Genomic DNA, 13,915 nt, shown 5'->3' on the forward strand with positions numbered 1-13,915 from the left:
AGCACGCTGCCGACATCGGGATGAAAGAGCTTGTTATTAGAGGGCGCGCACTTTGCAGCAGTGGGCCCGGCTTGTCAAAACCGCGGCCCGGCGCCCACCGGCACCCGGCTTCGTGTAGCCACTGCCGCAAGCTGCGTAAGGCCCGCAGGGCCGCATGGGTCGCAAGAGCGCTGAAGGTCCTGCGGACCTTGTCGCAGCCTCGCGGGCTCGGCAGCGGCTACACAGATGAGGGGTGACGGATTTCGAACGCCCGTTTAAAGAAACCCGACCAACGGCCGCTACAGTGCAAAGTCTCAGATATTTATCGAATAAAGGACGTCTCCATGTCGCTCAGACAACTCTCCATCCAATGGAAGATCACCTTGCTGGCCGGACTCTGCCTGTTGGGCATCGTGTCGCTGTTGGTGGGGCTTTCGCTGTATCGCATGGAGCACAGCTCCGAGATGGTCAAGGCCTCGAGCATGGAGATGCTCAACGAAGCCGCCCAGGCCCGGATCGAAGCCCAGGGCGAAGTCCAGGCCCTGGGGATTCGCCAGCAGTTCATGGACGCCTATCAGTACGGCCACGGCTTCTCGCGCCAGGTGCTGTTCCTGCGTGAACAGGCCGAGAAACGCTTTCTCGACGCCTTCGACCTGCGCGAAGACCTGACCCGCCAGGTCAAGTCGGCACTGCAGGCCAACCCCGACCTGCTGGGCCTGTCCCTGGTGTTCGAGGGCAATGCCCTGGATGGCAAGGACAGCCTGTTCAACGGCCAGACCGAACTGGGCAGCAACGAGAAAGGCCGCTTCGCCCTGTACTGGTCGCAGCCGACCCCGGGCCAACTGACCGCCATGGCGCTGCCGGAAAGCGACATGAGCAACACCCGCACCGGCCCCAGCGGCCAGCCGGCCAATGCCTGGTTCACCTGCCCGCGCAGTACCCTCAAGCCCTGCGTGATCGAACCCTACTTCTATGACATCAACGGCCAGAAGGTGCTGATGACCAGCATCGTCTTCCCGCTGCGGGTGGACGGCAAGGTCATCGCCTCGCTGTCGGTAGACATCAACCTCAACAGCCTGCAAGCGGTCAGCCAGAACGCCAGCCGCAAACTCTATTCCGGCCAGACCAGCGTCAGCATCATAAGCCCCGAGGGCCTGCTGGCCGGCTACAGCCCCGATGCCAGCAAGCTCAGCCAGCGCCTGGACAGCGTCGACAGCGCCAACGGCGCCGAGCTGATCCGCCAGCTGGCCAGCAGCACCCAGACCCGCAGCCTGCACAACAACCACGAACTCAAGGTGCTGGCGCCGTTCACCCCGATTCCTGGCGGCAAGCCCTGGGGCGTGCTGCTGGACGTACCGGAAAAGGTCCTGGTGGGCCCGGCCGAGGCGCTGAAAAACGAACTGGATGCCAGCAACAGCAGCGGCACCCTGATGGAGCTGGGCCTGGGCCTGCTGGCCGCGGTGATCGGCCTGCTGCTGGTGTGGCTGATGGCCCGCAGCGTGACCCGGCCGATCCTCGGCGTGGCCAGCATGCTGGAAGACATCGCCAGCGGCGAAGGCGACCTGACCCGCCGCCTGGCCTACGACAAGCACGACGAACTGGGACAACTGGCCGGCTGGTTCAACCGTTTCCTGGACAAGCTGCAACCGATCATTGCCGAGGTCAAACGCTCGGTGCAGGATGCCCGGGGCACCGCCGACCAATCCTCGGCCATCGCCACCCAGACCAGCGCCGGCATGGAACAGCAGTACCGCCAGGTGGACCAGGTGGCGACCGCGTCCCACGAGATGAGCGCCACGGCCCAGGACGTGGCCCGCAGCGCCGCCCAGGCAGCCCAGGCCGCACGGGATGCCGACCAGGCGACCCAGCAGGGCCTGACCGTGATCGACCGCACCACCCGCAGCATCGACCTGCTGGCCGCCGACATGAGCACCGCCATGGGCCAGGTCGAAGGCCTGGCCAGCGACAGCGAACAGATCGGCTCGGTGCTGGAGGTCATCCGCACCATCGCCGAACAAACCAACCTGCTGGCTCTCAACGCCGCCATTGAGGCAGCCCGGGCCGGGGAAGCCGGTCGTGGCTTCGCGGTAGTGGCCGATGAAGTGCGCAACCTGGCCCAGCGTACCCAGGAGTCGGTGGAGGAAACCCGCCAGGTGATCGAACAGTTGCAAAACGGCACCCGCGACGTGGTGGCCTCCATGGGCAACAGCCATCGCCAGGCCCAGGGCAGCGTCGAGCAGGTGGAACAGGCCGTGACCGCCCTGCGCCAGATCGGCGATGCGGTGACGGTGATCAGCGACATGAACCTGCAGATCGCCAGCGCCGCCGAACAGCAGAGCGCCGTGGCCGAGGAAATCAACAGCAACGTCGCCACCATCCGCGACGTCACCGAATCGCTGTCGGAACAGGCCAACGAATCGGCACGGGTCAGCCAGTCGCTGAACAGCCTGGCCAACCAGCAACAAAGCCTGATGGATCAGTTCCGCGTCTGATCCCCGTAGCCGCCGCCGAGCCCGCCAGGTTGCGACAAGACCCGAAGGGCCTTCGGTGCCATCGAAGGCGGCGTCCCCTTCGGGATCGATCGCCGCCTTCGACAGCGGCGACACCCCCAGCCCGCCACCCGGCAGCAGCGGACAGTGACACCTGGCAAGCTCAGCGCCGGGGCAGCTCGATCTCGACCCGCAAGCCGCCCAGGGGGCTTTGTCCCAGGCTCAGGCGACCGCCCCAGGCCTCGACGATATCGCGCACGATCCCCAGCCCCAGCCCATGGCCGTCGGTCTGCTCATCCAACCGGGCGCCACGGCTGAAGACCTCGTCCCGGCGCTGTTCCGGAATCCCCGGGCCGTCATCGTCCACGGCCAGGCAGAAACCCGCGGCTCGCTCCTCGACACTCAGTTGCACCTGCGCATCCGCCCACTTGCAGGCGTTGTCCAGCAGGTTGCCCAACAGCTCCAGCAGGTCCTCGCGATCCCAGGGCAGGCGCAGCCCCGATGCCGCGTGGTAGCTGAGTTCCAGGTGCTCGCCATGGATCATGTTCAAGGTCGCCAGTAACCCCGGCAACTCGGCATCGCACTCGAACAACGCGCCGGGTAGCGCATCGCCGGCCAGCCGCGCCCGGTTCAATTCGCGGTTGAGCCGCGACTGCACCTGCTCCAGCTGCTGCAAAAGAATCCGCCGCACCTCCGGCTGGGCCGCCAACTTCGGCCCCGACGCCAGGCTCAGCAACACCGCCAGGGGCGTCTTCAGGGCATGCCCGAGGTTGCCCAGGGCATTGCGCGAACGCTTGAGGCTGTCCTCGGTGTGGGTCAGCAAATGGTTGACCTGGGCCACCAGCGGCTCCAGCTCCACCGGGACCTGGGCATCGAGTTGCGAGCGCTGGCCCATCTGCAACTGGGCGATTTGCTCACGGGCGGTTTCCAACGGACGCAACGCCCGGCGCACGGTCAGGCGCTGCAACAGCAGGATCAACAGCAAGCCTGCCAGGCCCAGCCCGAGGCCGATCTGGCGCATGCGCTGGAAACTCTCGCGCACGGGGGTGTAGTCCTGGGCCACGCTGATGGAAATCGATTGCCCCAGGCGCTTGTAGTCACTGCGCAACACCAGCAGCTGCTGGCCTTCAGGCCCCAATTGCAAGTTGCCTTGCAGCCCGGCTTGCTCCAACTGCGGCAGCTCCTGGTCCCACAGCGAACGGGAACGCCAGTGCACATCGGCGAAGTCGATGCGAAAGTAATGCCCGGAGAACGGTCGCTGATAGGCCGGCGACAACCGTCGCTCGTCCAGTTGCAACCCTTGCGGGCCACGCACCAGGGCCAGCAGCAGGCTTTCGCTGTCGTTGCGCAGCCCGGCCTCCAGGTAGCGTTGCAGGCCTACCTCGAACAGCCACAGGCTGGTCTGTGCCAGCGCCAGCCCGACCACCAGCATCACACTGACCAGGCCCAGGCTCAGGCGGCGCTGGATCGACCTCACGAAGCCGCCCCGCCGAACAGATAGCCCTGGCCCCGACGGGTTTCGATGACGCTGCGCCCAAGCTTGCGCCGCAGGTGGTTGACGTGGACTTCCAAGACATTGGAATCGCGCTCGGTCTCACCGTCGTAGAGGTGTTCGGCCAAATGCCCCTTGGAGAGGATCTGCTGCGGATGCAGCATGAAGTAGCGCAGCAGGCGAAACTCCGCAGCCGTCAGTTGCACGTCCTGGCCATCGCGGACCACGCACTGGCGCCCCTCGTCCAGGTGCAGGCCGGCAGCCTGCAGGGTTTGCTGGTTGGCCTGGCCATGGGAACGGCGCAGCAGGGACTGGACCCGCAGGTGCAGTTCCTCGGGATGGAACGGCTTGCTCAGGTAATCGTCGGCACCGGCCTTGAGCCCTTCGATACGCTCGGCCCAGGAGCCCCGGGCCGTCAGGATCAGCACCGGGGTGGCCAGGCCCTCGGCACGCCATTGGCGCAGCACATCCAGGCCCGGTACACCGGGCAGGCCCAGGTCGAGGATGATCAGATCGTAAGGCTCGCTGGCCCCCTGGTACAGGGCATCGCGCCCATCGGCCAGCCAGTCCACGGCATAGCCTTGGCGATTCAGCCCTTCGAGCAATTCGTCGGCCAGGGATACATGGTCTTCCACCAGGAGCAGGCGCATCAGTCATCTTCCTCGTCTTTCAACAGGCGCCCGGTGGCGGCGTCCAGGTCCAGCTCGCGGACCACGCCGTCCACGGTCAGCAGTTCCACTTCGTAGATGTACACATCGTGCTTTTCCTCCAGCTCGGCCTCCAGCAACTTGGCCCCCGGATAACGATCCATGGCCTGCTGCAGCAACTGTTCCAGAGGCAGGATCACCCCCTGCTGGCGCAGGCGCAGGGCCTCGTCCTGGTCCAGGTCGCGGGCCAGGGCCAGCGAGCAGCACAGCCATAACGCCAGGGCTGCCCGGCTGCCGATGTGCAATCTGCGATTCATTAGGTGTCCTGATGATCCTTGAGTACCTGGCCGCTCACGGCGTCCAGCTCCAGGTCCCATTCCAGCCCCTGTGGGTCACGCAGCTCGACCTGGTAGATGTACTTGCCGTACTCCTCTTCCAGCTCGGTTTCGCCGATGCGTGCTCCAGGGTGCCGGGCCAGGGCCGTGGCATTGAGTTTTTCAAAGGACACAATGGTACCAGCGTCGCGCAGCCGCAGGGCCTCGTCGGGCCCCAGGTCGCGGGCATGGACCAGGCCCACGGTCATGGCAATCAGGCTGGCGCCCAACAGGGCACTGAGGGTTTTCATGGCAAGTCTCCAGGTCGGTGGCCAATGGCGCCAAGATACCCGTGACAACTTAATTGAAACTGAATGGCCATTTGCGCCTGACAGAACTTTCATTCGGCCCGCGGTGCCAGGGTTCTCTATACTCGACGGCTGATCCGTAAGCGAGCCCGGTATGCCTGCCATCCATATCAAGTTTCCCGCCCTGACCCTCAAGGCCGGCCCCCGGGCCCTAGCGCGCATCCGCCGCCAAGGTCTGCACGCCGGGGAAGTCGGCACCTTGCCGGGGGCCGCCGGCGGCCCCAAGGCCCTGGGCATCCAGGGCCTGGACCTGGCGCTGTTCGGTGAGTGGCTGCCCGCCGTCCCCCGCGAGCGTTCGCTGATCGGCGCCTCGGTGGGCTCCTGGCGGTTCGCCAGCGCCTGCCTGCCCGATGCCGCCGAAGGCATCCGCCGCCTGGGCCAGCTGTACAACGCCCAGAGCTTCGCCAAAGGCGTGACCATGGCGCAGATCAGCCAGAGCTCGCGACAGATGCTCGACGACCTGCTCGAAGGCCGCGATGCCAGCATCCTCGACAACCCCCAGTACCGGCTGAACATCATGGTGGTCAAGAGCCACGGCCTGCTGGCCGATGACCATCGCGGGCGCCTGGGCCTGGGCTTGTCCTCGGTGATCGCCGACAACCTGCGGGGCCGCGCGCGCCTGTCGCGGCACTTCGAGCGCCTGGTGCTGCACGACCCGCGCCTGGCGCCGCCGCTGCACGCCCTGGAAGACTTCCCGTCGCGCTTCGTCCCCTTGGATCGCGGCAACCTGCGCCAGGCCCTGCTGGCCTCGGGCTCGATCCCCATGGTCATGCAGGGCGTACGCGAGCTGCCTGGCGCCGGGGCCGGCACCTTCCGCGACGGCGGCCTGCTGGACTACCACCTGGACCTGCCCTACAGCGGCAGCGATATCGTGCTCTACCCCCACTTCACCGACCGGGTGATCCCCGGCTGGTTCGACAAGACCCTGCCCTGGCGCCGAGCCAGCCCCGAGCGCCTGCGGGACGTACTGCTGCTGGCTCCCTCCCGGGAGTACCTGGCGCGCCTGCCCTACGGCAAGCTGCCGGACCGCAACGACTTCAAGCGCTTCATGGGCGACGACGCCAGCCGGCAGAAATATTGGCGCAGCGCCATGGACGAAAGCCGGCGCCTGGGCGACGAGTTCCTCGAACTGGCCAGCCAGGATCGCCTGGGCGAACGCCTGCAAAGCCTCTGATGCCCGGCATGGCTGCGGATTGACCCTTTAGTCAGGGTTTTTCCGCAAGCGGTGGGGCAAGCTGATAGACTCGCCGCCTGCCTCATTTCGCCCCAGGGCGATGCCATCCGACAGAGCTGACCGACACCGTGGAAATCTTCAAAGAATTTACCTTCGAATCCGCCCACCGCCTGCCTTTCGTGCCCGAGGGCCACAAGTGCGGCCGCCTCCATGGCCACTCGTTCAAGGTGGCGATCCACCTGAGCGGCGAGGTGGACCCACACACCGGCTGGATCCGCGACTTCTCGGAAATCAAGGCGATCTTCAAGCCGCTGTACGAGCGCCTGGACCACAACTACCTGAACGACATCCCCGGCCTGGAAAACCCTACCAGCGAAGTCCTCGCCAAATGGATCTGGAATGAGCTCAAGCCGCTGCTGCCGGAACTCAGTGCCATTCGTATCCACGAAACCTGCACCAGCGGCTGCATCTATCGCGGCGAATAAGCCCGCAAGGGCCGGGGAGCAAGCGCCTGGCCCAGCCCACCGTACGGCAGGCTCACACGTACCGACGTTCAGGCCTATGCTTGCCCCGTCTCCTCGACTGCCGAGCATCCGCGCCATGCCATCGATCATTCGCCCAGCCGTACCCGACGATCTCCCGGCCATCGAAAGCATCGCCAAGAGGGCCTATGCCCCCTACATCGCTCGAATCGGTCGCCAACCGGCACCGATGCTCGAGGATTATTCGTGCCTGGTGCTGGCAGCCCAGGTCTGGGTACTGGAGGACCAGCAAGCCATCGCGGGCTTCATTGTGTTGCTCGATGCCCAGGAAACGCTGCTGCTGGACAACCTTGCGGTCAGCCCCGAGGCCCAGGGGCGTGGCTATGGCCGCCAGCTGCTGGCCTTCGCCGAACAGCAGGCCCTGGCCGCCGGCCACAGTTGCGTGCGCCTCTACACCAACCAGGCCATGAGCGAGAACATTGCCCTGTACGGTCGCCATGGCTACGTCGAGACCCATCGCGCAGTGGAGAACGGGCTGCACCGGGTCTACATGAGCAAGGCCCTGGACTGATCCGCTCGATCGCGACAAGCAGGCCTGCCGCCCCGGCCACGGCCGCCAAGGCTTGATCCTCGCCTCTTGAACCCTTAAAACAACGACCTTCGCCCTAGACCCTCCAGGAGCCCATCATGGAAAGCAGTTGGCTGACCCATGCCAAACGCTTGCAAGCCATCGCCTCGACCGGCCTGCATTTTTGCAAGGACATTCACGACCGCGAGCGCTACCAGGAGATCGCCGATATTGCCCACCAGATGCTCGCGCAACTGGGCAATGTGCCGCTGGAGCGCATCACCGGGCTGGTATCGGACTTCGCCCAGCGCTATTCGACGCCCATGGTGGAAGTGCGCGGCGCACTGATCGAGGACCACAAGATCCTCCTGGTACGGGAGATGGCCGACGGTCTCTGGGCCTTGCCCGGCGGCTTTGCCGACGTCGGCCTGTCGGCCAGCGAGAACGTGATCAAGGAAATCCACGAAGAGGCCGGGATCGAGGTGGCCGTACGCGGCCTGTACAGCGTCCGGCACAAGGCCAAGGGCCCCTACAAGGCCGACCATCGCGACTTCTACAAGCTGTATTTTCTCTGTGAGCGCCAGCACCGTGCTGCGCCAGTGGCCGGCAGCGAGGCGAGCGAGGCCGCCTTCTTTGCCCTGGACCAACTACCGCAGCTATCCCAAGGACGCACGGTGGAGCGGGATATCCGCGAGGCGTTCGACTTCCACCAGGGCAAGACCGTGCAGGTGCAATTCGACTGAGCACCCTCTGATGTAAAGTGAGCTTGACACCGTCATTCGCCCCACCTAATGTAAAGCTCACTTTACATAAGGAGATCGCTCATGGGCGCCAAGCGCTATATCGTGGAATTCACCCTGACCCTGCTGGCCTATATCGCTTGTGTCTTGCTCAGCAGCCATTGGCTGGCGGATATGGAGCCAGGCCCGGGCAAGATCGCCCTGGCCCTGGTACCGGTAGTACCGATGATCGCCATGGCCCTGGCGGTCGTCCGGCAGTTGCGGCGCCTGGACGAAATGGTCCGGCGCGTCCAGCTCGAGGCCCTGGCCCTGTCCTTCGTCTGCACCGCGCTGATCACCTTCAGCTACGGTTTCCTGGAGACCGTCGGCCTGCCCAGGCTCTCGATGTTCTACGTGTGGCCGCTGATGGGCCTGATCTGGGCCCTGGCCACGGTGGCCGGCATGCGGCGCTACCAATGAACAACCAGGTACGCGAACTGCGCACCCGGCAAGGCTGGTCCCAGGCTGAACTGGCTACCCGGCTCGGGGTTTCACGGCAAACGGTGAATGCCATCGAGACCGGCCGCTACGACCCCAGCCTGCCCCTGGCCTTCAAGATCGCACAGGCCTTCCAGATGCCCATCGAAGGCATTTTCAGCCCTGACCCGGATTGACCTGGCGTAGGGCACGCCAAGCCGATCCAGCCCGGGTTGCACCGTTTTACAGCGACAGAATCGATCGCACCGGCCCGGGCATTGGCTATAACTGCTGGGTCGCCCTGAACCCGGCGGCGAGCACCGGCCATCGCTTCCCAGGATTGGCACGGCACCTGCAAAAGCGTGGTACCACTCAGACCAGGGACAGGCCATGACCCAGCACGCACCCGGCAACGACTACCCCTTGAGCGAAGTCCCGCAGCATGCCCGCAAGGGCCTGGCCTCCATGGCCATGGTGCTGCTGGGGTTCACCTTCTTCACCGCGACCATGTTCGCCGGCGGCAAGCTGGGGGTGGCCTACGACTTCACCACCCTCTTGACGGTGATCGTCCTGGGCAACCTGCTGCTGGGGCTGTATGCCGCGAGCCTGGGCTATATCGCCTTCCAGAGCGGGCTCAACTCGGCACTGATGGGACGCTTCTGCTTCGGTGAGCGAGGCAGCAAGCTCAGCGACCTGATCCTGGGATTTACCCAGATCGGCTGGTACGCCTGGGGCACCGCCACCGCGGCGGTGGTGCTGGGCAAGTACCTCCACCTGGACCAGGGAGCGGTGCTGGGCTTGATGCTGCTGTTCGGCATGGGGTTCTGTGCCACGGCCTATATCGGCTACCGCGGGCTGGAGATTCTCTCGTGGATCGCCGTGCCGGCCATGGGCCTGTTGCTGATCCTGTCCATGGGCGTCGCCACGGCCAGGATCGGTGGTCTCGACGGCCTGCTCGCGGTCGTGCCCAGTACCAGCCTGGACCTTTCCACCGCCATCACCCTGGTCTTCGGCACCTTCGTCAGTGGCGCCACCCAGGCCACCAACTGGACCCGGTTCTCGCGCTCGGCCAAGGTCGCCATCAGCGCCAGCCTGATCGGCTTCTTCATCGGCAACGGCCTGATGGTGCTGATCGGGGCCTATGGCGCCATCGTCTACCAGCAGCCGGACGTGGTCGAAGTGCTGCTGTTGCAGGGCTTTGCCATGGCCGCCATGGCCATGTTGCTGCTGAATATCTGGAGCACCCAGGACAACACCATCTACAACTTCGCGGTGGCCGGCTGCAACCTGCTGCGCACCGACCGACGCAAGACCGTGACCCTGTTCGGTGCCGTGATCGGTACCCTGCTGGCGATGCTCGGCATGTACGACCTGCTGGTGCCCTACCTGATCCTGCTGGGCACGGTGATCCCACCCATTGGCGGCGTGATCATGGCCGACTTCTTCTATCGTTGGCGCGGTCGCTACCCGCGCCTGGCCGAGAGTTCGCTGCCTGCTTGGAACTGGCCTGGCCTCGGGGCCTACGCTGCCGGCACCCTGGCGGCCTTCGGCTCGCCCTGGATCGCGCCCCTGGTGGGCATCGGCGTCGCAAGCCTGGGTTATGTCCTGCTCAGCGCGATGCTCGGCGGCCGCGCACCGGTGGTGGTCGATGCCGGTTGAACCCGAGGTTGCACGCAGGCTTGTTCCCTCGCCACGCCACGGGTCTATCATGGCCCGCACTTGTCCAATGATCGCCGGACCAGGGGCTAGCCCCGGATCTGGCGACTGACCGCCTGATCCAAGGAGCCGTCCCGATGTTGATCACCAACGCCCGCCTGCGCCACCGCGAAGGCCTGCACCAACTGCACCTGGAGCATGGCCGCATCGCTCGCATCGTCCGCCAGGCCCCCGATAGCCCAAGCCCCCTCCCGGCCTTTGGCCCGGAGCACCTGGATGCCGGCGGCAACCTGGTGGTGCCGCCTTTCGTCGAGCCACACATCCATCTGGACGCCACCCTGACCGCTGGCGAGCCACGCTGGAACATGAGCGGCACGCTGTTCGAAGGCATCGAGTGCTGGGGGGAGCGCAAGGCCAGCATCACCGCCGAAGACACCCGCGCCCGGGCCCACAAGACCCTGCGTGCCCTGGCGGCCCATGGCATCCAGCATGTGCGCACCCATGTCGATGTCACCGATCCCGACCTGACCGCGCTCAAGGCCATGCTCGAAGTCCGCGAGCAGGCCCGGCACCTGGTGGACTTGCAGATCGTCGCCTTTCCCCAGGAAGGCATCGAATCGTTCCGCAATGGTCGCCAACTGATGGAACAAGCCATTGGTCTTGGGGCCGACGTGGTGGGCGGCATCCCGCATTTCGAATACACCCGCGACCAGGGCGTGAGCTCGGTGAAGTTCCTCATGGACCTGGCCGAACGCACCGGCTGCCTGGTGGACGTGCATTGCGACGAGACCGATGACCCGCACTCGCGCTTTCTCGAGGTGCTGGCCGAAGAGGCCCGCAGCCGCGACATGGGCTCGCGGGTCACCGCCAGCCACACCACGGCCATGGGTTCCTACGACAACGCCTACTGCGCCAAGCTGTTCCGCTTGCTGGGGCATTCCGGGATCAGCTTCGTCTCCTGCCCGACCGAGAGCATCCACCTGCAGGGCCGCTTCGATACCTTTCCCAAGCGCCGCGGGCTCACCCGGGTCAAGGAGCTGCTGGATGCGGGCATGAACGTCTGCTTCGGCCAGGATTCCATCGTCGATCCCTGGTACCCCCTGGGCAACGGCAACATCCTGCGAGTGCTGGAAGCCGGTTTGCACATCTGCCACATGCTCGGCTACAGCAACCTGCAAAGCGCCCTGGACCTGGTCACCGACAACAGCGCCAAGGCCCTGGCCCTGGGTGAGCGCTACGGCCTGGAGGAAGGACGCCCGGCGAACCTGCTGATCCTGTCCGCCGACAGCGACTACGAAATGCTCCGCAGCCAGGGCCTGCCGCTGTACTCGATCCGCCACGGCAAGGTGCTGATGCAACGCCAGATGGCCCAGGTGCAGTTGCAGGACACCGCGCTGTAGCCCCAGGGCCGCGGCGCAGCCTCGCCAGCTCGGCAGCGGCTACAGGGGAATGCGTTGGGCGGTGCCGAACAGGCTCACGCGATGCAGGACTGCGTCGCGCTCCTCCAGGCGCAGCGGCGCGGTGCCGCCCGGCATCACCACCTGCACCTCGCCGGCCTTGACCCAACCCACTCGCCAGGCGGCGCAGGCCACGGCACTGGCACTGGTGCCGGAGGACGCCGTCGGCCCCTCGCCCCGCTCGAACACCCGGGCCACGATGCGCTGCGCCGACTCGCGAACCGCCCATTGCAGGTTGACCCCGGCCGGGCACGGCTCGCCACTGCCCACCGGCAAGGCGAAGGCCGTGGCGGTCAGGCCCTCGGCCAAGGGCGGCTCAAGCATCTGCCGGTTGTCCGGCAAGGCGCTGGGCTCATCCACCAGGGTCACGCAATGGGGATTGCCGACCCGCACGAACTGGCTGTATTCCCATTGCGGGTTCAGCGCCTGCAACGGACCGACCTGGCTCAGTTGGCGTCCATTGAACGTCACTGCCTCGACGCCCAGGGCCGCCACCGCCTCGGGGCCGAACGCCGGTTGCCCGAGATCCAGCCAGAAGCCCTGCACACCCGCCACCTGGGCTGGCTCCACGGCCGTGGTCACTGGCGAGAGGCCGGCGCCCTGGTCGTGATGGACCTGCAACAGGGTCTGCCCCGGGTCCTGCAGCAGCCCTTGCTCGGTCAGGGCCTGGGAGAAGATCGTCAGGCCGTTGCCGCTGCGCTCGGCCAGGGTGCCGTCGGTGTTGACGATCAGCAGGTCGAACGGCGCCGCCTCCTGGAATGGCCCCACCAACAGGCCATCGCTGCGGTGGGCCTTGGCTCCGGCCGGGCGGCTGCCCGGCGCCCAGTCGCACAAGGCGGCGATGGCCTGCTCGGCCCATAGCCGTCGGTCCCGCGCCGCCTGGGCCGCTGTGCCCGGCAGGGCCACCCCCAGGCGCCGCAACGCCGCCGGCGAGACCACGCCATAGATATTGCCCCGTGCATCGTAGAACGCCGCCATCGCCCATCTCCGGAAAAAACCAGCCGCTGACAGTACGGCCAATGCCACGGCTGTACCAGAGGGGAGATCAGCGAATCGGCAGGGCCATCGGCCGGATCGGCGCCGCATCGGCACCACGCAACTTGAGCGAGGCACCGATAAAGGCGAACTGGTAGACCTTGTCCCGGGCCAGGCCCTCGAGATTCACCAACTCCATGATCGGCGCGCCCTGCATCGCCAGCAGGTAGGTGTGCAATGGCAGGTAGTTGCCCTCGATCTCGGACGGGAAGGTCTCGAAGCTCAGGTTGTCGGCCCCCACCACCATGGCACCGCCCTCTTCCACCAGGAACTTGGCGGCATCCAGGCTCAGGCCCGGCGGGTTGGCCATGTACACCTGGGCGTTCTCGTAGTCACGCATGCGCCCGGTACGGATCAACACCACATCGCCCTTCTCCAGGGCCACCTTCTGCTTGGCCAGGGCCTGCTGGAGGTCGGCGCGGGTCACCCGATAGCTGTCGGCCAGCTGGTCCAGGCCCTTGGCCGCGGCCACATCGATCATCACCCCGCGAGCAATGATCGGTGGCAGCTTCTCGGCCCCGGTGACGTTCCAGCCCCGGTCGCCCAGGTGTTGGTCGGCGCGGAAGCCGTTCCAGATCTTGCCGTTGAGCCCGAAGTGGTTGAGGGCGTCGATATGGGTGCCCATGTGGGCGTACATCGACACCGCCGAACCGCTGTAGCTAACGTGCTGGTTCATTGGCTCGCCGACCTGCATCGGGTCGGCGATCACATTGCCGTGGGGGGTGTGGGTCATCCACATCTGGTACGGCGGATCGCCGGCAGCCTGCCAGCTGGGCATGCCGACGAAGTAGTCCACCGCCAGGTCGTAGGCCTGCTCGCCACTGACCCGGGACATGATCGCCGCCCGCGATTGTGGGGTGATCAGGTTCAGGCGGCCGATCTCGTCCTTCGGCCCCCAGGGGCTGATGCCCACGTCTGGCTGCTGCGCGGTGGCGGCGCTGCAGGCGGCACTGATGAGCGACAGGGCCAGGACCCCGGGAAGGATTTTCGACATTGCGCGGATACCCATGACAACACTCCTTTGAAGTAGAGGTGGCCATGGTATTGGTCGCTTATTC

15 protein-coding genes are annotated in these 13,915 nt (G+C 65.9%); 9 read left to right on the forward strand and 6 right to left on the reverse strand.

Annotation, left to right across the window (positions count from 1 at the left end; translation table 11 throughout):
• The first annotated feature begins 323 nt into the window (after positions 1–323).
• Positions 324–2,471 carry a methyl-accepting chemotaxis protein gene (locus tag I9018_RS21255; RefSeq protein WP_241107430.1) on the forward strand — a complete coding sequence of 716 codons (2,148 nt, stop codon included), beginning with the start codon at positions 324–326 and terminating at the stop codon, positions 2,469–2,471.
• A gap of 160 nt (positions 2,472–2,631) precedes the next feature.
• Here the strand turns inward: I9018_RS21255 and I9018_RS21260 are convergent, their stop codons facing one another.
• From I9018_RS21260 to I9018_RS21275, 4 genes are read right to left on the reverse strand one after another with little or no spacing between them, the layout of a single operon-like run.
• The gene (locus I9018_RS21260) at positions 2,632–3,945 is read right to left on the reverse strand and encodes a sensor histidine kinase (protein WP_241107431.1); all 1,314 of its coding nucleotides are present in this window, start codon (positions 3,943–3,945) and stop codon (positions 2,632–2,634) included.
• Positions 3,942–4,610 (reverse strand): response regulator transcription factor, encoded by a 669-nt coding sequence (locus tag I9018_RS21265; RefSeq protein WP_068582895.1) that lies wholly within the window; start codon positions 4,608–4,610, stop codon positions 3,942–3,944. The genes I9018_RS21260 and I9018_RS21265 overlap by 4 nt, the downstream gene beginning before the upstream one ends.
• Positions 4,610–4,924, reverse strand: a complete 315-nt coding sequence (locus tag I9018_RS21270) for a PepSY domain-containing protein (protein ID WP_068582893.1) — start codon at positions 4,922–4,924, stop codon at positions 4,610–4,612. The genes I9018_RS21265 and I9018_RS21270 overlap by 1 nt, the downstream gene beginning before the upstream one ends.
• The gene (locus I9018_RS21275; protein ID WP_068582891.1) at positions 4,924–5,232 is read right to left on the reverse strand and encodes a PepSY domain-containing protein; all 309 of its coding nucleotides are present in this window, start codon (positions 5,230–5,232) and stop codon (positions 4,924–4,926) included. Before I9018_RS21275 ends, I9018_RS21270 begins: the two co-directional genes overlap by 1 nt.
• Positions 5,233–5,383: 151 nt before the next feature.
• Between I9018_RS21275 and I9018_RS21280 the strand changes: the two genes are divergently transcribed.
• The 8 genes from I9018_RS21280 (at position 5,384) to codA (ending at position 11,765) form a co-directional block, all read left to right on the forward strand.
• Positions 5,384–6,463: a patatin-like phospholipase family protein gene (locus I9018_RS21280; protein WP_241107432.1), complete on the forward strand. Its 1,080-nt coding sequence runs from the start codon at positions 5,384–5,386 to the stop codon at positions 6,461–6,463.
• Positions 6,464–6,591: 128 nt separating this feature from the next.
• Positions 6,592–6,948, forward strand: a complete 357-nt coding sequence (gene queD, locus I9018_RS21285; RefSeq protein WP_022639769.1) for a 6-carboxytetrahydropterin synthase QueD — start codon at positions 6,592–6,594, stop codon at positions 6,946–6,948.
• A gap of 115 nt (positions 6,949–7,063) precedes the next feature.
• Positions 7,064–7,516: a GNAT family N-acetyltransferase gene (locus I9018_RS21290; RefSeq protein ID WP_124348111.1), complete on the forward strand. Its 453-nt coding sequence runs from the start codon at positions 7,064–7,066 to the stop codon at positions 7,514–7,516.
• Between the two features lie 116 nt (positions 7,517–7,632).
• Positions 7,633–8,256 carry an NUDIX hydrolase gene (locus I9018_RS21295; RefSeq protein ID WP_241107433.1) on the forward strand — a complete coding sequence of 208 codons (624 nt, stop codon included), beginning with the start codon at positions 7,633–7,635 and terminating at the stop codon, positions 8,254–8,256.
• A gap of 81 nt (positions 8,257–8,337) precedes the next feature.
• Positions 8,338–8,712: a hypothetical protein gene (locus I9018_RS21300; RefSeq protein ID WP_124348113.1), complete on the forward strand. Its 375-nt coding sequence runs from the start codon at positions 8,338–8,340 to the stop codon at positions 8,710–8,712.
• Complete coding sequence (locus tag I9018_RS21305) at positions 8,709–8,906, forward strand: helix-turn-helix transcriptional regulator (protein WP_068582874.1); 198 nt, start codon at positions 8,709–8,711, stop codon at positions 8,904–8,906. Before I9018_RS21300 ends, I9018_RS21305 begins: the two co-directional genes overlap by 4 nt.
• Before the next feature lie 193 nt (positions 8,907–9,099).
• Positions 9,100–10,368 carry a cytosine permease gene (gene codB / locus I9018_RS21310; RefSeq protein ID WP_241107434.1) on the forward strand — a complete coding sequence of 423 codons (1,269 nt, stop codon included), beginning with the start codon at positions 9,100–9,102 and terminating at the stop codon, positions 10,366–10,368.
• 134 nt (positions 10,369–10,502) lie between these two features.
• On the forward strand, positions 10,503–11,765 hold the full coding sequence (gene codA / locus I9018_RS21315; RefSeq protein WP_241107435.1) for a cytosine deaminase: 1,263 nt from the start codon (positions 10,503–10,505) through the stop codon (positions 11,763–11,765).
• 39 nt (positions 11,766–11,804) lie between these two features.
• On the opposite strand, the gene I9018_RS21320 is transcribed toward codA, so the two are convergent.
• Positions 11,805–12,800 (reverse strand): diaminopimelate epimerase, encoded by a 996-nt coding sequence (locus I9018_RS21320; RefSeq protein ID WP_241107436.1) that lies wholly within the window; start codon positions 12,798–12,800, stop codon positions 11,805–11,807.
• A 67-nt stretch (positions 12,801–12,867) separates the two neighbouring features.
• Positions 12,868–13,866: a cyclase family protein gene (locus I9018_RS21325; RefSeq protein WP_241107437.1), complete on the reverse strand. Its 999-nt coding sequence runs from the start codon at positions 13,864–13,866 to the stop codon at positions 12,868–12,870.
• Between the last annotated feature and the right edge of the window lie 49 nt (positions 13,867–13,915).

This window comes from Pseudomonas sp. MPFS, assembly GCF_022537035.1.
Classification (GTDB): domain Bacteria; phylum Pseudomonadota; class Gammaproteobacteria; order Pseudomonadales; family Pseudomonadaceae; genus Aquipseudomonas; species Aquipseudomonas sessilinigenes.